Source organism: Afifella aestuarii (genome assembly GCF_004023665.1).
Lineage (GTDB): Bacteria > Pseudomonadota > Alphaproteobacteria > Rhizobiales > Afifellaceae > Afifella > Afifella aestuarii.
The window spans coordinates 448,033-463,766 of record NZ_SAUF01000005.1; the positions used below are offsets into that span (position 1 = coordinate 448,033).

Genomic DNA, 15,734 nt, shown 5'->3' on the forward strand with positions numbered 1-15,734 from the left:
CGCGATGGATATCGCATTCATCGGCTTGGGCGTCGGGCTGGTCTTTGCCATTGCCGACTACATGTTGTTCGGCATGGTGCTTGAGCGCGCCAAGAGGCGCGGGGAGGGCGGTTTCGGCGTCACGGCGATCGATCTTGCCCGCAAGGCGCAGCTGGTTCTGTTTCCCATTCTCGGCTGGTTTCTGGGACCGCTGCTTTACAGATATTTCGGAGGTGGATGATGGCGTCTCTGCGTCAGGCGGCCGGATCCTTGTTGTTGAAGGAATTCGTCTCCGCCACCATGCTGGCCATGCGCTACTTCGTGGCGCCGAAGGCCACACTGAACTACCCGCACGAGAAGGGGGCACTGTCGCCGCGCTTCCGTGGCGAGCACGCGTTGCGGCGTTATCCGAACGGTCAGGAACGGTGCATCGCCTGCAAGCTTTGTGAGGCGATCTGTCCGGCCCAGGCCATCACCATCGAGGCCGGTCCGCGGCGCAACGATGGCACCCGGCGTACCGTCCGCTACGACATCGACATGGTGAAATGCATCTATTGCGGCTTCTGCCAGGAAGCCTGCCCGGTGGATGCGATCGTGGAGGGCCCGAACTTCGAGTTTTCCACCGAGACACGTGAAGAACTCTACTACGATAAGGAGAGACTCCTCGAGAACGGTGACCGCTGGGAGCGTGAAATTGCTCGCAACATCGCTCTCGACGCGCCTTATCGGTAAATTGAGCCTGGCCCCGCTGGACGCTCCGGCGGGGCTTCGTTAAAGACTTTCAGCACCCGAAGCCCGGACCCATGATCCTGCAGCCGATCTTTTTCTACCTCTTCTCCGCCGTGACGATTGCCGCGGCTTTGATGGTGATATCGTCGCGCAATCCTGTGCATTCGGTGCTCTTCCTGATCCTCGCCTTCTTCAACTCCGCTGGCCTTTTTGTGCTGCTCGGAGCCGAGTTCATCGCCATGATTCTGGTGGTGGTCTATGTGGGGGCGGTGGCTGTGCTCTTCCTCTTCGTCGTCATGATGCTCGACGTCGATTTCGTGGAGCTCCGGCAGGGCTTTCTGCAGTATCTGCCGGTCGGCGCACTGATTGGAATCATCCTGCTCGTTGAGCTGGTCGCGGTGCTTGGCGGCACCGTCATCGCGCCTGAGGTCGCCCAGCAGGTGGCGCAGCCGATCCCTCCGCTTGCGGAGGCGAGCAACATCGCCGCGATCGGCGAGCTTCTCTACACCAAGTACATTTTCTTCTTCCAGACGGCCGGGCTCGTTCTGCTGGTGGCGATGATCGGGGCCATCGTCTTGACGCTTCGCCACAAGGAGGGCGTCAAGCGGCAGGATATCGGTGCTCAGGTGGGCCGCACGCGCGAAGCCGCCGTCGAACTGGTAAAAGTCAAATCGGGGCAGGGGATATGATGATCGGTCTCGGCCAGTACCTCACGGTCGCCGCCGTGCTGTTCACGCTCGGCGTCTTTGGCATCTTCCTCAACCGCAAGAACGTGATCATCATATTGATGTCGATCGAGCTCGTTCTCCTGGCGGTCAACATCAATCTCGTCGCGTTCTCCGCGTTCCTTGGCGACCTCGTCGGCCAGATCTTCGCTCTTCTCGTCCTGACGGTCGCTGCAGCGGAGGCGGCGATCGGCCTCGCCATTCTCGTCGTCTTCTTCCGCAACCGCGGCTCGATCGCGGTCGAAGACATCAACATGATGAAGGGCTGAGCTTTGTATACGGCGATCGTTTTTCTGCCTCTGCTCGGCGCCATCCTCGCCGGCTTGATCACGATGGCAGGCGCGCAGGCGCGCCACCCTGTCGGCCAGACGTCGGAGCGGCGTTCGTTGCGTGACCGACATGCCGAGGGCGATGATCATCACCACGCGCCGGCGGCAGCCGGATCCCGGGCTGCGGAAATCATCACCTGCGCGCTGCTTATTTTGTCGGCGGTCCTCTCGTGGGTCGGCTTCTTCGATGTCGCGATGGGCGAGCGTCAGGGCTTCACCGTGCCGGTGATGACCTGGGTGCAGTCGGGTGGCATGTCGGCCGATTGGACGTTGCGCATCGATTCCCTGACTGCGGTGATGCTGGTCGTGGTCACGACCGTCTCGGCCGTCGTTCACGTCTACTCGATCGGCTACATGGCGCATGACCCGCATCGGCCGCGCTTCTTCGCCTATCTCTCTTTCTTCACCTTCTCGATGCTCGCACTGGTGACGGCAGACAACCTTCTGCAGATGTTCTTCGGCTGGGAAGGTGTCGGTCTCGCCTCATATCTCCTGATCGGCTTCTGGTATCAGCGGCCTTCGGCCAATGCGGCCTCGATCAAGGCCTTCGTCGTCAACCGTGTCGGCGATTTCGGCTTCATGCTCGGCATCTTTGGCCTCTTCGTTCTCTTCGGCTCGATCAATTTCGATACGATCTTCGCCAACGCTGAGGCTCTCGCGGCCGACCAGGGCGCGACGCTGAACATGTTCGGAACCGTTTGGAGCGGGGAGACGGCGCTCACGGTCGTTTGCCTGCTGCTTTTTATGGGCGCGATGGGCAAGTCTGCTCAGGTGCCGCTGCACACATGGCTGCCGGACGCCATGGAAGGCCCGACGCCTGTCTCCGCGCTTATCCACGCGGCGACGATGGTGACTGCGGGTGTCTTCATGGTGGCCCGTCTTTCTCCGATCTTCGAGCTTTCGATTAGCGCCCTGACTGTGGTGACCTTCATCGGTGCCGTGACGGCCTTCTTCGCCGCAACCGTCGGTCTCGTGCAGAACGACATCAAACGTGTGATCGCGTATTCGACCTGCTCGCAGCTCGGCTACATGTTCGTGGCGCTTGGCGTTGGGGCCTATCCGATCGCGATCTTCCACCTCTTCACGCACGCCTTCTTCAAGGCGCTGCTCTTCCTGGGAGCCGGATCGGTCATCCATTCCGTCTCCGACGAACAGGATATGCGCAAGATGGGCGGGCTATGGCGGAAGATCCCGATCACCTACGTCATGATGCTGGTCGGAACGCTCGCGCTCACCGGTTTTCCGATGACGGCTGGATATTTCTCCAAGGACGCCATCATCGAAGCCTCGTTCATGGGCCATAACGGGATGGCGGGCTTTGCCTTCGTCCTCCTGACGGTGGCCGCCGCCTTCACGTCGTTCTACTCCTGGCGGCTCATTTTCATGACCTTCCATGGGCGCCCGCGCGCTTCCACCGAGGTGATGAACCACGTGCATGAGAGCTCGGCTGTCATGCTGGTTCCTCTCTTCGTGCTCGCGGCTGGCGCGCTGTTCGGTGGCATCCTGTGCAGCACCGCCTTCATCGATCCGGAGCAGTCTGCAGAATTCTGGAAGGGCGCGCTCTACACGGCGCAAGACAACCACATCATCGAAGATATCCACCATGTCCCGGGCTGGGTGAAGCTGGCGCCGTTCGTGGCCATGGTGGGTGGCTTCCTCGTCGCGCTCTTCTTTTACATCGTGCGTCCGGAGACGCCGAAGTCGCTGGCGCGGCAGATGGGCAGCCTCTACCGTTTCCTTCTCAACAAGTGGTATTTCGACGAACTCTACAACGCGATGTTCGTGCGTCCGGCATTCGCCTTCGGCCGCTTCCTGTGGCATCGCGGCGATGAGGGGACGATCGATAGGCTGGGCCCTGACGGGATCTCAGCGCGTGTCGTGGACATCACCGGGCGCGTTGTCCGGCTCCAATCCGGCTATCTCTATCACTATGCCTTCGTCATGCTGATCGGTGTCGCTTTGCTCGTCACCTGGATGATGTTTGCAGGATGACGGTGCGAAAATGCTGAACTGGCCCATCCTTTCGACGATAACGTTCCTGCCGCTGGTCGGCGCCGGGATCATTTTCTTCTTCATTCACGGTGATGAAGAGGTCCATCGGCGCAATATGCGCCATGTCGCTCTCGGCGTGACCGTCGTAACCTTCCTTGTCTCGCTGCTTCTGTGGATCGGTTTCGATCCCCAGAACCCAGGCTTCCAATTCGTCGAAAATGCGGATTGGCTCGGCGGCTTCATGAGCTACCGGATGGGCGTCGACGGCATCTCGATGCTGTTCGTCATCCTGACGACGTTTTTGATGCCGCTCTGCATCCTGGCGAGCTGGGAATCCGTGCAGAACCGCGTCAAAGAATACATGATCGCGTTTCTCGTCCTTGAAACGCTGATGATCGGCGTGTTCTGCGCGCTCGATCTCGTTCTCTTCTATGTGTTCTTCGAGGGCGGCCTCATTCCGATGTTCCTGATCATCGGTGTGTGGGGTGGCCCGAGGCGCGTCTATTCCGCCTTCAAGTTCTTCCTCTACACGCTGCTCGGCTCGGTTTTGATGATGCTGGCCTTGATGGCGATGTACTGGGATGCAGACACGACCTCCATTCCGGAGCTCCTCAATCATCAGTTCCCGGAAAGCATGCAGTTCTGGCTGTGGCTGGCGTTCTTCGCCTCGTTTGCGGTGAAGATGCCGATGTGGCCGGTGCACACCTGGCTGCCGGATGCGCATGTGGAGGCCCCGACCGCGGGGTCTGTCATCCTGGCCGGCATCCTTCTGAAAATGGGCGGCTACGGATTCCTGCGCTTCTCGCTGCCGATGTTTCCGCTGGCGAGTGCGGACTTCGCGCCTTTCGTTTATACGCTGTCCGTCATCGCCATCATCTACACCTCCCTCGTCGCTCTGGCGCAGGAGGACATGAAGAAGCTGATCGCCTATTCGTCCGTCGCGCATATGGGCTTCGTGACGATGGGTATCTTCACGGTGACGGCACAGGGCGTGCAGGGCGGCATCTTCCAGATGCTCTCGCACGGTCTTGTCTCGGGTGCGCTCTTCCTGTGCGTCGGCGTGATTTACGACCGCCTGCACACGCGCAAGATCGACGCCTATGGCGGTCTGGTGAACCGCATGCCCTGGTATGCCTTCGCCTTCCTGCTTTTCACGATGGCCAATATCGGTCTTCCCGGTACGTCGGGCTTCGTCGGCGAATTCCTCACCATGCTCGGTGCATTCCGAGTGAACACCTGGGTCGCCCTGTTTGCGGCATCAGGCGTGATCTTCTCGGCCTGCTATGCCCTGTGGCTTTATCGCCGCGTCGTGCTCGGCCAGCTGGAGAAGGAAAGCCTCAAGGCGATGCTCGATCTCTCTCGGCGCGAAAAGCTCATATTGGTGCCATTGATGTTGCTCGTTCTCTTCTTCGGCGTTTATCCGCAGCCGGTGATGACCGTCACCGCGGCTTCCGTCGGCAATCTCGTGGCCCAGGTGGAGGCCGCCCGCGAGGGCGCCACATCCGCCGCAATGCTCGGCCGCTAGGAGGTCTCCGTGCCGGAAGTCATCATGATGCCGACCCTGACACCGCTTCTGGCGGAACTGGTTCTCGCTCTCGGAGCCTTGGGGCTCTTGATGTTTGGTGTGTTCGCCGGTGAGCGTTCCGCGCCGACCGTGACGGGCATTTCGATCGGGCTCCTGGGCCTCGCCGTGCTTCTCGTCTTGTTTGCGGGCGGCGACGGCACGACCTTCAACGGAGCCTACATTCAGGATAGCTTTGCCCGGTTCATGAAGGTCTTGACGCTGATCGCGTCCGGCTTCGCGATTGCGATGTCGGTCGGCTATGCGCGCCTCGCTGGCTTTCAGCGCTTCGAGTACCCGATCCTCATCGTGCTCGCGACGCTCGGCATGCTCCTGATGATCTCGGCCAACGACCTGATCAGTCTGTATCTGGGTCTCGAGCTGCAATCGCTGGCGATTTATGTGCTCGCCGCCATCCATCGCGATTCCATTCGCTCGACGGAAGCCGGCCTCAAATATTTCGTCCTGGGTGCGCTGTCGTCGGGCATGCTCCTGTACGGCTCGTCGCTCGTTTACGGCTTTACCGGCCACACGAATTTCATCGAGATCGCCAACGTCCTCGCCGATGGGCGCTCGACCGGCCTCGTGATCGGCCTCGTCTTCGTCATGGCTGGCCTTGCTTTCAAGATTTCCGCGGTGCCGTTCCATATGTGGACGCCGGACGTCTATGAAGGCGCGCCGACGCCGGTCACCGCCTTCCTGGCGGCCGCTCCGAAGCTTGCCGCGATGGCCCTCACGATCCGCGTCGTGACGGAAGCGTTCGCTCCTATCTCGATGGACTGGCAGCAGATCGTCGCCTTCGTCTCGATCGCCTCGATGGCGCTCGGGGCGTTCGCCGCGATAGGCCAGCGCAACATCAAGAGGCTGATGGCCTATTCCTCGATCGGCCATATGGGCTACGCGCTTGTGGGGCTTGCTGCTGGAAGCGAGCTCGGGGTGCAGTCGGTGATCGTCTATCTCGTCATCTACGTTCCGATGACGCTGGGTGCGTTTGCCTGCATTCTCGCGATGCGTCGGCAGGAGCATATGGTAGAGGACATCGAGTCTTTGGCGGGGCTTTCGCGTACGCAGCCGCTGACGGCCTTCATGCTGGGGGCGATCATGTTCTCGCTCGCTGGCATCCCGCCGCTCGCCGGATTCTTCGCCAAGTACTATGTCTTCCTGGCAGCAATCGAGGCCAACCTCTATTGGCTCGCGGTCATCGGCGTCGTAACCAGCGTCGTTGGTGCCTTCTACTATCTCAGGATCGTCAAGCTCATGTACTTCGACGAGGCGGAAGCGAGCTTCGAGCGGATGCCTGGCGAGTTGAAGGCGGTCCTCGTCCTTTCCGGTGCCTTTGTGGTTGCGTTCCTGGTGTTTGCCTCCCCGATCATCAACGCGGCTGGCACTGCGGCAGCAAGCCTCTTTTAGGGATGGGGTTCACCCTAGGCGCCAAGGCTCGTGCCGCAGGCTTCAGGCTTCTGGCGCTTCCCTCTGTCGGGTCCACCAACTCTGAGGCGATGCGGCTCGCGCGCGAAGGCGATGCGGGTCGCCTGTGGGTGACGACGACACATCAGACGGCCGGGCATGGACGGCGCGGGCGGGCATGGTCCACGGAGCCGGGCAATCTTGCTGCGAGCCTGCTTCTTCTCGTGCCGCGAGGCGTGAACGCGGCCAATCTGGGCTTCGTGGCTGGTCTTGCGCTTCACGATGCACTCGGGGCTTGCGCTCCGGCGCTTCGGCTTAACGTCGGTCTCGACGGGGCGGCGGATGGCAAGAACAACCGGCTGACTCTGAAATGGCCGAACGATGCGCTCATCGACGGCGGTAAGGTCTCGGGTATCTTGCTCGAAGCGTCGAATGTGGGCGACGGCTTTATGGCTGTGGTCATCGGGATAGGTGTCAACGTCGTTCGGACGCCGCCGGATCTGCCTTATGCCGCGACCTCGCTCGTTGACCTCGGCGTTGACGGGATCTGTGCGGAAGACGTGTTTTTGAGACTGGCCGACGCCTGGGTGGATCAGGAAAATCTATGGGCCGGCGGCCGAGGGTTTGCTTCCGTCCGTGATGCGTGGCTGAAGCGGGCCTCCGGTCTTGGCGCTCCTGTCGCCGTCAAACTGGGTGAAGAGATTATCCGCGGCACCTTCGATTCCATCGACGATGAAGGACGCCTACTCGTGCGGACAGCAAGCGGGACAATGAGAGCGGTGACCGCCGGCGAAGTTCATTTTAGCGCCGCTGCGACCGTACGGATTTGATGATGGTTCATAAGAACAAAGATAAGAGCGAAGGCCTCGTCTTCGTACCCTTGGGCGGTGTCGGCGAGATCGGCATGAATCTCGCGCTTTACGGGATCGGTCCCGCGCGCCGGCGACGCTACATCGCCGTCGACATGGGCGTGGCTTTCGGCCACGACAATCTGCCCGGGGTCGATGCCGTCCTGCCGGATATCGCTTATCTGGCGGAGCGGGCGGATCGCCTCGAGGGGATATTCATCACCCATGCGCACGAGGATCATTTCGGCGCGCTATTCGATTTCTGGCCGAAGCTGAAGGCTCCAGTCTACATGACGCCGTTCGCGGCGGGCCTTCTGGCCGCCAAGCGAGCTGGTGAAATCGGCGCGCCCGATATCCCGGTGACGGTGGTCGAGCAGGGCGCCCGGGTCTCAGCCGGCCCATTCGAGGTCGAGTACGTGCCGGTTTCCCACTCGATCCCAGAACCGAGTGCCCTGGTCATCCGCTCTGAGGCCGGCACCGTGGTCCATTCCGGCGATTGGAAGATAGATCCGACGCCGGGCCTCGGTAAGCCGATCGACGAGGTGCGCCTTGCCGAAATCGGTCGAGAGGGGGTGCGGGCGCTCGTCTGTGATTCGACCAACGCCGTGCGGGACGGCATCAGCCCGAGCGAGGCCGAGGTCGCTGCCGTTTTGAAGGAAATCATCGCCGGCGCCAGACAGCGCGTTGCGGTCACCACCTTCGCCAGCAATGTCGCGCGGCTGAAGGCGGTCGCGGAGGCGGCCCTGGCGGCAGAGCGTGAGGTGGTCGTCGTTGGACGGTCGCTCGATCGGGCCATCAATGTGGCGCGCGAGCTCGGCTATCTCGACGGGCTTCCGCCGTTCCACAATCAGGAGGCTTATGGCTACTTGCCGCGCGACAAGGTCGTTGCCCTGATGACGGGAAGCCAGGGAGAGCCGCGTGCGGCGCTGGCGCGCATTGCCGCCAACGATCATCCGGCCGTAGCGCTTTCGCCCGGCGACATGGTGATTTTCTCGTCCCGGACCATTCCCGGTAATGAGCGGGCGGTCAACGGCATCATCAATGGCCTGATTGATCTCGGCGCCGAGGTGATTACCGACCGCCTCGGCCTTGTGCATGTCTCTGGGCACCCAAGGCGAGACGAGCTGCGCCGGCTCTATGAGCTTCTTCGCCCGGAATTGCTGGTGCCCGTGCACGGCGAAGCTCTGCATCTCCACGAGCAGGCGAAGCTCGGGCGCGCTGCCGGCATCCCGGAAGTTCTGGAGGTGCGCAATGGCGACCTCGCGCGTCTCGCCCCGGGTCCCGGAGAGGTCATCTCCAAGGTCGGGGGAGGACAGATGTTCCGCGACGGACGGCTTCTGTTGGCGCCCGAACAGAGCGGTGTCGTCGAACGGCGCCGCCTGTCGTTCGCAGGCGCCGTTTTCGTCTCCCTGGTCATGAGCGAGAAGGGCGAGCCGCTCGATGACCCGCAGGTGGCGCTGATCGGTCTGCCTTCATGCGACAGCGAGGGCGAGTTGCTGCAGGCCATCGTGGAGGACACGGTGGACGACACGCTCGATTCCTTGCCCAAGGCAAAGCGTCGCGACGAAGCAAGTGTCCAGGAATCGGTGCGGCGCGCTATACGCAGCGAGATCGCGGCGATCTGGGGCAAAAAGCCTTCCGTCGCCGTCACCGTCAGTTACGTCTGAGGAATACCATGCTGGGTCGGCTCAATCATATTGCTATCGCCGTCAGTGATCTTGCCGCCGCCACGGCGCTTTATCGCGACACGCTCGGAGCGGAGGTGTCTGAGCCGCAGCCCTTGCCTGAGCACGGCGTGACCGTCGTCTTTGTGGTTTTGCCGAACACCAAGGTGGAGCTTCTGGAGCCACTTGGGGAAAATTCGCCGATTGCCGCCTTCCTCGAGCGCAGTCCTGCGGGGGGCATCCACCACATTTGCTACGAAGTCTCCGACATTCTCGCGGCCCGGGACCGCCTGAAGGCCGAAGGAAAGCGTGTCCTGGGCGATGGCGAGCCGAAGATCGGAGCTCATGGCAAGCCGGTCCTTTTCCTTCACCCCAAAGACTTCAACGGCACGCTCGTGGAGATCGAGGAGGCCTAGGACGTGTCCTGGATCAGCGCCCTTGCCGTATATTTCGTGATCTGGTGGCTGGTGCTGTTCGCCGTCCTGCCGTTCGGGGTGCGTACCCAGGAGGAGGAGGGGGAGGTGACGCTCGGAACGGAACGTGCCGCGCCGGCAGTTCCGCGCATGTGGTGGAAGCTTCTGGCGACTTCTCTGGTCGCGGCCGTCCTTTTTGGCGTCGTCTATCTCGCCATCGCCGTCTTTGGGGTGACGTTGGAAGATCTCGTGGTCTGAGCGGAGCGCGAGCTGCGCCGAGGCGCGAGAATCGCCAATAAAAAAGGCAAGGCCTCAGCCTTGCCTACTCGTTTAGTTCTTTGTTCTGTGGCCGCTTCTCGTTCGACGCGGGAGCAGCTTGATTCCGTTTCCTTCCTAGACCGGCCGCCGTTTATGCGTTGTTTCACCGCATGAGGCAGAGACGACAGTAACGAAGTGACGCAGGCTTGTCACCTAGCTTCCACAAGAAATGCGTCTTTTTTGGTCGAAGGCTGCTCAAACATGGTGCAGCCGATTGTTGGCTTGGGAAACACCGGCTGCGCGCTTGCCAAGCCGCCCCCGATACGGTTTCAGTGCGCGCGCACAATCTGACCTATGGATCGCTTCAATGCGACTGTCCCGATATTTCCTGCCCATTCTCAAAGAAGACCCCAAGGAAGCGGAGATCGTCTCCCATCGCCTGATGCTCCGCGCGGGTATGATTCGCCAGCAATCTGCTGGTATTTATTCGTGGTTGCCGCTCGGCAAGCGCGTGCTCGATAAAGTGAGCGCCATTGTCCGGGAGGAGCAGAACCGCGCCGGCGCGCTTGAAATCCTGATGCCGACGATCCAGTCGGCGGATCTTTGGATCGAAAGCGGGCGCTACAACGATTACGGACAGGAGATGCTGCGGATCCGCGACCGTCATGATCGGTCGCTGCTCTATGGTCCGACGGCGGAAGAGATGGTCACCGACATCTTCCGCAGTCATGTGCGCTCATACCGGGATCTGCCGCTCAATCTCTATCATCTGCAGTGGAAGTTCCGCGACGAGGTGCGGCCCCGCTTCGGCGTCATGCGCTCGCGGGAATTCCTGATGAAGGACGCGTATTCCTTCGATCTCGACTACGAGGGCGCCCGTGCGGCCTACAACCGAATGTTCGTTGCCTATCTGAGGACGTTCTCCCGCTTTGGCCTGCAGCCCATTCCGATGCGTGCGGAAACCGGGCCGATTGGCGGCGACCTCAGCCACGAATTCATTATTCTCGCTGACACCGGCGAAAGCGCTGTCTATTGCGACAAGGCGCTGTTGGATCTGCCGATTCCCGGTGAAGACACAGACTTCACCGCCGATCTGTCGCCGATTTTCGATGCTTGGACGGGGCCTTATGCGGCGACCGACGACATGCATGATCCAGCGGCCTTCGATGCGGTGCCGGAAGAGCGACGGGTTTCCGCACGCGGTATCGAAATCGGCCATATTTTCTACTTCGGCACCAAGTACTCAGAACCGATGAAGGCGATGGTGACGAATCAGGACGGGGAAATGGTGCCGGTGCATATGGGCTCCTATGGCATCGGCCCGTCGCGCGTGGTCGCCGCGATCATCGAGGCGAGTCACGACGATGCCGGCATCATCTGGCCGAAGAGCGTCGCACCGTTCGATCTTGGTCTCGTCAATCTGAAGCCGGGCGACGCGGCGACGGACGAAATCGCCGAGGGGCTGACCGTGCGCCTGGAGAAGGCCGGTCTTGAGGTCCTCTACGATGACGTCGATGCGCGCGCCGGGGCCAAATTCGCGACGATGGACCTGATCGGTCTGCCGACGCAGCTCGTCGTCGGCCCGCGCGGGGCGGCCTCGGGCGAGGTCGAGGTCAAGGATCGCGCCACCGGCGCCAAAGAGACATTGTCGCTCGATGAAGCGGTCAATCGCCTCGTGCACGAAAAGGCCTGAGCTTGGTGGAAAGAGCCGCAAAGGGGGAGGCCGAGGTCGCCGGCGAATCGGCAGGCAAACGCCGCAGCACATCGAACGCTGCGACGCGGCCTTTCTCGGCGTATGAATGGATGCTGGCGCTGCGCTATCTTCGGCCGCGGCGCAAAGAGGCTTTCATCTCCGTCATTGCGGGTTTTTCCTTTCTCGGCATCTGCTTAGGCGTCGCGACGCTCGTGATTGTCATGGCCGTGATGAACGGCTTCCGTGCCGAGCTTCTCGACAAGATCCTCGGGATCAACGGCCATCTCATTCTGCAGCCGATCGATACGCCTTTGACCGACTACGATGCGGTCGCCAAGCGCATAACGGCGGTGCCAGGCGTGCGCGCAGCCATTCCCTTGGTGGAGGGGCAGGCGCTCGCCTCGGGTGCAACGAGTGGTGGCTCGGGTGTCCTGGTGCGAGGCATCCGAGGAGCCGACCTCGAAAAAGTCCCCGGCATCGCCGGCAACATTCAAGACGGCGGCGGGATTGCCGACTTTGATACGGCGGGAGGTGTGGCCGTCGGCAGCCGGCTTGCCCAGTCTCTTGGCCTCTTCGTGGGCGACAACATCACCCTGGTCAGTCCGCGCGGTGCCGTCACGCCCATGGGCGTCTCGCCACGCGTCAAAGCCTATCCGATCGTCGCGATCTTCGAGATCGGGATGTCAGAATACGATTCGACCTTCGTCTTCATGCCACTCGAAGAGGCGCAGGCCTATTTCAACAAGGGTGAGGAAGTCGGGGCGATCGAGGTCTATCTCGACGATCCCGACAATGTCGAGGCGATGCGCGGGAAGGTCGAAGAGGCGGCCGGTCGGCCGATCTATTCGTCCGATTGGCGACAGCGCAACGTCACGTTCTTCTCCGCTCTCGAGGTCGAGCGCAACGTGATGTTCATCATCCTGACGCTGATCGTGCTTGTTGCGGCCCTCAACATCATCTCCGGCCTGATCATGCTGGTGAAGGACAAGGGACACGACATCGCCATCCTGCGGACGATGGGGGCGACACGCGGGGCGATTTTGCGGGTCTTCTTCATCACGGGAGCAAGCATCGGTGTCGTTGGCACGCTCGTCGGCGTGGCGCTCGGTGCGCTCGTGTGCGCCAACATCGAAAGCCTGCGCGAATTCGTGACCTGGATCACGCGCACCGAAGTGTTCTCGCCTGAGCTTTATTATCTGAGCCGTCTGCCCGCCGATATGGACGTGGGAGAGACGATGTCGATCATGGTGATGGCGATCATTCTTTCCTTCCTCGCGACGCTCTATCCGGCCTGGCGTGCGGCCAAGCTCGATCCTGTTGAGGCATTGCGCTACGAATGAGCGACACGGCAGACATCCCCGCGCTCAACCTTGAGAAGGTCGTGCGCGTCTATCAGAGCGGCAGCGGAGACCTCCCGATCCTGCAAGGGGCGGATCTCACGCTCTTTCCGGGTGAGCTCGTGGCGCTCGTCGCCCCCTCGGGCGCCGGCAAGTCGACCCTCCTGCATATGGCCGGACTGCTCGAAAAACCCGATGACGGGCAGGTCTGGGTCGCCGGGGAGGCGACGGTTGGCCTCGATGACGGCGAGCGCACGGCTTTGCGACGGCGCACCATTGGCTTTGTCTACCAGTTCCACCATCTTTTGCCGGAATTCTCCGCGCTCGAGAACTGCGTCATCCCGCAAATGATCGCAGGCCTGTCCCGCCAGGAAGCGATGGAACGGGCGCGCCAGCTGCTTGCCTATTTGCGCGTCGATCATCGCGCGGATCATCGACCGGCCGAGCTTTCCGGCGGCGAGCAGCAACGCGTGGCGATCGCCCGGGCCTTCGCCAATGCGCCGCGCCTCCTTCTCGCCGACGAACCGACCGGCAATCTCGATCCGAAGACGTCGGACCATGTCTTTGATGCCTTGACCCGGCTCGTGCGTGAGACGCGCCTCGCCGGGCTGGTTGCGACCCACAATCTCGCTCTGGCAAAGCGCATGGATCGCACCGTCACGCTGAGAGACGGCAAGATCGTGCCTTACGAGGGCGCCTGAGGCGGGCGGCCATCGCAAGGCGTATGGCTGAACAACGTCGTGCCGTTTCGGCAGAACGCCCTGCCGACGATTTCAAATCCAAACGACTCTCTCCGAACATCGCCGGTTGAGCGCGCATGCCACTCGGCTTTTACGCCCTTGGCGCGTCGGCAGCCCGCACACGCTCTCCTCGGCCGGCTCCTATCACAATAGGCGCCGTACATCTGTGCGTTCAGTCCAAACGTGGGTCTGAGTGGCCGCGACGCCTCCGCTGATGGGCGTTCTGTGCCAGTGCCCGGCCTTTTCATCTACGGAAGTCCTGCGGCTGCGAGCCTTCCCAAAGAGCAGAGCCGCACGCCGTGAAAAGCCCAACAGGCACCGGGGTTGACAGAAATCAAAAAGCAGAACAAGTTGGGAACAAAGAGGGAGTATACGATGAATATCTTCGCTTCTGAGCTTCTGTCTTTCGCTGCGACCGTGGTGCTGACGGCCTCTTTATACGTTCTGAGCCTTGGGTTGTTTGCGCCCCTTTGAGGCCTTTTCCGCGCGAGCGGCGGCACCGGTTCGTAGGCTGCGATTCCGCAGGGAGGTGCCGTTGTTGGTGAGCAACCGGTGGCTCCTCGGCCGGTTTCATGGTGCTGGTCTCGGGTTGGGTGCGGGACGGCCGAGTGGGACGTGGTGGCCGCGTCGACCAGGGGCAATCAATCCGCGGTGCCGGATTTTCGCTGGGGTACAGGGAGACCACCTGACGGCTCTGTGTCCGGAATGGCGTTCGGCGCCGTGAAGGTGAAGAGCAGGAACTGTGTGACCTGGCCAAGCGGGTTGAAATTGTCGTCTGAGGCAAGGACGAGCGAAGGCTGGCCGTCGATCATCGGGCCAAAGCTCGCAGCCTCGATGTTGTCTATGTCGAGGCTGAAGGTTCCTTCATCGAGGACGAGCCAGGGCGTCTTTCGCACCGCGCGGACATCGCGATCCGAAATGCTTTCGAGGCCGGAAATGTCGTCCGCCTCGTCGAGGTCGACGACATAGAGGGCGATGTGGTTGCCGACGCCCGCCGCATAAGCGCGTTCGACGACGAGGAGCCGACCGTCGGCGAGCGCGAGAGCTTCTGAAACGCCATTGTCGGCGCCGCCGAGCGGGAATGCGGGGGCGCGAAAAATGGGATCGGTCTCGTAGACATACTCTGCGACGACGTTGCCGGAGGCGAGGTCGAAGACGATGATGCGCGACGGGCTCCCGGCGTAGAGCGTCGCCTGGCTGCCGTCCTGAATGAGCGCGTTTTCGGTGATGGCGTAGAGGCGTGTGTTGTCCGGGGAGAGGGCGATCGCCTCAAAGCCGAGATTGTCGCGCACACCCTGGGTGCCGTCGGGGCGGGTGACATCGTGGTGGGTGCCCGTGGGATTGGGCAGATAGGCGTCAGGCAAAGAGAGCTGGCCACTCGCGCGGCCGTCGAGGTCGGAAATGAAGATCGCCGGAGTGCCGTTCTCGTCGCCTTCGCTCGACCAGTAGAAATGTGTGCCGGCGGCGGCGAGCCTCAAAGCCTCTGGATCGATTTCGCCTGCAGAGAACTGGCCGCCACCCGGCGGCCTGAGGACATGCATCGACGTGACGTCCATTCCGTGGATACCGTCGGCGTCAAGGGTCAGGCGGAGCGTGTAATATCGTGCCGGTCCACGCTGCGCTCGGTCGTCTGAGAGTGCGTAAAACGTGTCGTTCGCCGCATCGTAGTCGAGGCCGGAGATTCCCCCAAAAGGCGTTCCTTCGACCTCAAGGTTTTTCGGCAATGTCAGGGCCCCGCGGAAGACGGGTGGGGGCAGGCTGCCGGCCTCTTCTGCCTCTCCCGGGCTCGACGCCGCGATGGCTCCGAGAATTACGAGGAGGAGAGGGAGGCGGCAGAGAGGGGAGAGTGAGGGCACGATAGGTCTTCGGGCGATTCGTACTGTTCCTAGGAAACGCAACTTGGCGACGGATCCATGACGGGACCATCGCGGGTTGGCTGACGTGGCGTCGCAGCGGGGTGGGGCGCAACGGCGACTGAGAGAGATGGGTGGGGACGAGGGTCGCTCGTGCCTGTCGCTCGGTCGCCAGCGGCGATACAAGAGGCGTGGAGGAGTTCACC

General features: G+C 61.9%; 15 protein-coding genes. 14 read left to right on the forward strand and 1 reads right to left on the reverse strand.

Going from position 1 to position 15,734, the window contains the following annotated elements:
• Positions 1 to 4: 4 nt before the first annotated feature.
• From EO094_RS16230 to EO094_RS16295, 14 genes are all read left to right on the forward strand, one after another.
• Complete coding sequence (locus EO094_RS16230) at positions 5 to 220, forward strand: hypothetical protein (RefSeq protein ID WP_128293940.1); 216 nt, start codon at positions 5 to 7, stop codon at positions 218 to 220.
• A complete protein-coding gene (gene nuoI / locus EO094_RS16235) occupies positions 220 to 711 on the forward strand; it encodes an NADH-quinone oxidoreductase subunit NuoI (RefSeq protein ID WP_092812619.1) in 492 nt (163 codons plus the stop codon). Before EO094_RS16230 ends, nuoI begins: the two co-directional genes overlap by 1 nt.
• Positions 712 to 782: 71 nt before the next feature.
• On the forward strand, positions 783 to 1,397 hold the full coding sequence (locus EO094_RS16240; protein ID WP_128293941.1) for an NADH-quinone oxidoreductase subunit J: 615 nt from the start codon (positions 783 to 785) through the stop codon (positions 1,395 to 1,397).
• Complete coding sequence (gene nuoK / locus EO094_RS16245; RefSeq protein WP_092812613.1) at positions 1,394 to 1,702, forward strand: NADH-quinone oxidoreductase subunit NuoK; 309 nt, start codon at positions 1,394 to 1,396, stop codon at positions 1,700 to 1,702. Before EO094_RS16240 ends, nuoK begins: the two co-directional genes overlap by 4 nt.
• A 3-nt stretch (positions 1,703 to 1,705) precedes the next feature.
• The gene (gene nuoL, locus EO094_RS16250) at positions 1,706 to 3,754 is read left to right on the forward strand and encodes an NADH-quinone oxidoreductase subunit L (protein ID WP_128293942.1); all 2,049 of its coding nucleotides are present in this window, start codon (positions 1,706 to 1,708) and stop codon (positions 3,752 to 3,754) included.
• 10 nt (positions 3,755 to 3,764) lie between these two features.
• A complete protein-coding gene (locus tag EO094_RS16255) occupies positions 3,765 to 5,279 on the forward strand; it encodes an NADH-quinone oxidoreductase subunit M (RefSeq protein WP_128293943.1) in 1,515 nt (504 codons plus the stop codon).
• A 24-nt stretch (positions 5,280 to 5,303) separates the two neighbouring features.
• Positions 5,304 to 6,725: an NADH-quinone oxidoreductase subunit NuoN gene (nuoN, locus tag EO094_RS16260; protein WP_128294313.1), complete on the forward strand. Its 1,422-nt coding sequence runs from the start codon at positions 5,304 to 5,306 to the stop codon at positions 6,723 to 6,725.
• Between the two features lie 2 nt (positions 6,726 to 6,727).
• Entirely contained in the window at positions 6,728 to 7,552 is an 825-nt protein-coding gene (locus EO094_RS16265; protein WP_128293944.1) for a biotin--[acetyl-CoA-carboxylase] ligase, read from the forward strand.
• A 2-nt stretch (positions 7,553 to 7,554) separates the two neighbouring features.
• Positions 7,555 to 9,237: a ribonuclease J gene (locus EO094_RS16270; RefSeq protein WP_128293945.1), complete on the forward strand. Its 1,683-nt coding sequence runs from the start codon at positions 7,555 to 7,557 to the stop codon at positions 9,235 to 9,237.
• Positions 9,238 to 9,245: 8 nt separating this feature from the next.
• Positions 9,246 to 9,650 (forward strand): methylmalonyl-CoA epimerase, encoded by a 405-nt coding sequence (gene mce / locus EO094_RS16275; RefSeq protein ID WP_092812602.1) that lies wholly within the window; start codon positions 9,246 to 9,248, stop codon positions 9,648 to 9,650.
• A 3-nt stretch (positions 9,651 to 9,653) separates the two neighbouring features.
• Positions 9,654 to 9,905, forward strand: a complete 252-nt coding sequence (locus EO094_RS16280; protein ID WP_128293946.1) for a DUF1467 family protein — start codon at positions 9,654 to 9,656, stop codon at positions 9,903 to 9,905.
• A gap of 367 nt (positions 9,906 to 10,272) precedes the next feature.
• Positions 10,273 to 11,598, forward strand: coding sequence for a proline--tRNA ligase (proS, locus tag EO094_RS16285; protein ID WP_128293947.1), 1,326 nt, complete (start codon positions 10,273 to 10,275; stop codon positions 11,596 to 11,598).
• A gap of 110 nt (positions 11,599 to 11,708) precedes the next feature.
• A complete protein-coding gene (locus EO094_RS16290; protein WP_128294314.1) occupies positions 11,709 to 12,938 on the forward strand; it encodes a lipoprotein-releasing ABC transporter permease subunit in 1,230 nt (409 codons plus the stop codon).
• Complete coding sequence (locus EO094_RS16295) at positions 12,935 to 13,636, forward strand: ABC transporter ATP-binding protein (RefSeq protein WP_128293948.1); 702 nt, start codon at positions 12,935 to 12,937, stop codon at positions 13,634 to 13,636. The genes EO094_RS16290 and EO094_RS16295 overlap by 4 nt, the downstream gene beginning before the upstream one ends.
• A gap of 680 nt (positions 13,637 to 14,316) precedes the next feature.
• Here EO094_RS16295 and EO094_RS16300 read toward each other — a convergent pair.
• Positions 14,317 to 15,531, reverse strand: coding sequence for an esterase-like activity of phytase family protein (locus EO094_RS16300; protein ID WP_164879699.1), 1,215 nt, complete (start codon positions 15,529 to 15,531; stop codon positions 14,317 to 14,319).
• Between the last annotated feature and the right edge of the window lie 203 nt (positions 15,532 to 15,734).

What these genes read in the sequence shown, in the direction of transcription:
- nuoI (WP_092812619.1), top strand. Translation starts at nt 220, where the DNA reads ATGGCGTCTCTGCGTCAGGCGGCCGGATCCTTGTTGTTGAAGGAATTC.
- mce (WP_092812602.1), top strand. Translation starts at nt 9,246, where the DNA reads ATGCTGGGTCGGCTCAATCATATTGCTATCGCCGTCAGTGATCTTGCC.
- EO094_RS16230 (WP_128293940.1), top strand. Translation starts at nt 5, where the DNA reads ATGGATATCGCATTCATCGGCTTGGGCGTCGGGCTGGTCTTTGCCATT.
- nuoN (WP_128294313.1), top strand. Translation starts at nt 5,304, where the DNA reads ATGATGCCGACCCTGACACCGCTTCTGGCGGAACTGGTTCTCGCTCTC.
- EO094_RS16290 (WP_128294314.1), top strand. Translation starts at nt 11,709, where the DNA reads ATGCTGGCGCTGCGCTATCTTCGGCCGCGGCGCAAAGAGGCTTTCATC.
- EO094_RS16295 (WP_128293948.1), top strand. Translation starts at nt 12,935, where the DNA reads ATGAGCGACACGGCAGACATCCCCGCGCTCAACCTTGAGAAGGTCGTG.
- EO094_RS16270 (WP_128293945.1), top strand. Translation starts at nt 7,555, where the DNA reads ATGGTTCATAAGAACAAAGATAAGAGCGAAGGCCTCGTCTTCGTACCC.
- EO094_RS16255 (WP_128293943.1), top strand. Translation starts at nt 3,765, where the DNA reads ATGCTGAACTGGCCCATCCTTTCGACGATAACGTTCCTGCCGCTGGTC.
- EO094_RS16265 (WP_128293944.1), top strand. Translation starts at nt 6,728, where the DNA reads ATGGGGTTCACCCTAGGCGCCAAGGCTCGTGCCGCAGGCTTCAGGCTT.
- proS (WP_128293947.1), top strand. Translation starts at nt 10,273, where the DNA reads ATGCGACTGTCCCGATATTTCCTGCCCATTCTCAAAGAAGACCCCAAG.
- EO094_RS16240 (WP_128293941.1), top strand. Translation starts at nt 783, where the DNA reads ATGATCCTGCAGCCGATCTTTTTCTACCTCTTCTCCGCCGTGACGATT.
- nuoK (WP_092812613.1), top strand. Translation starts at nt 1,394, where the DNA reads ATGATGATCGGTCTCGGCCAGTACCTCACGGTCGCCGCCGTGCTGTTC.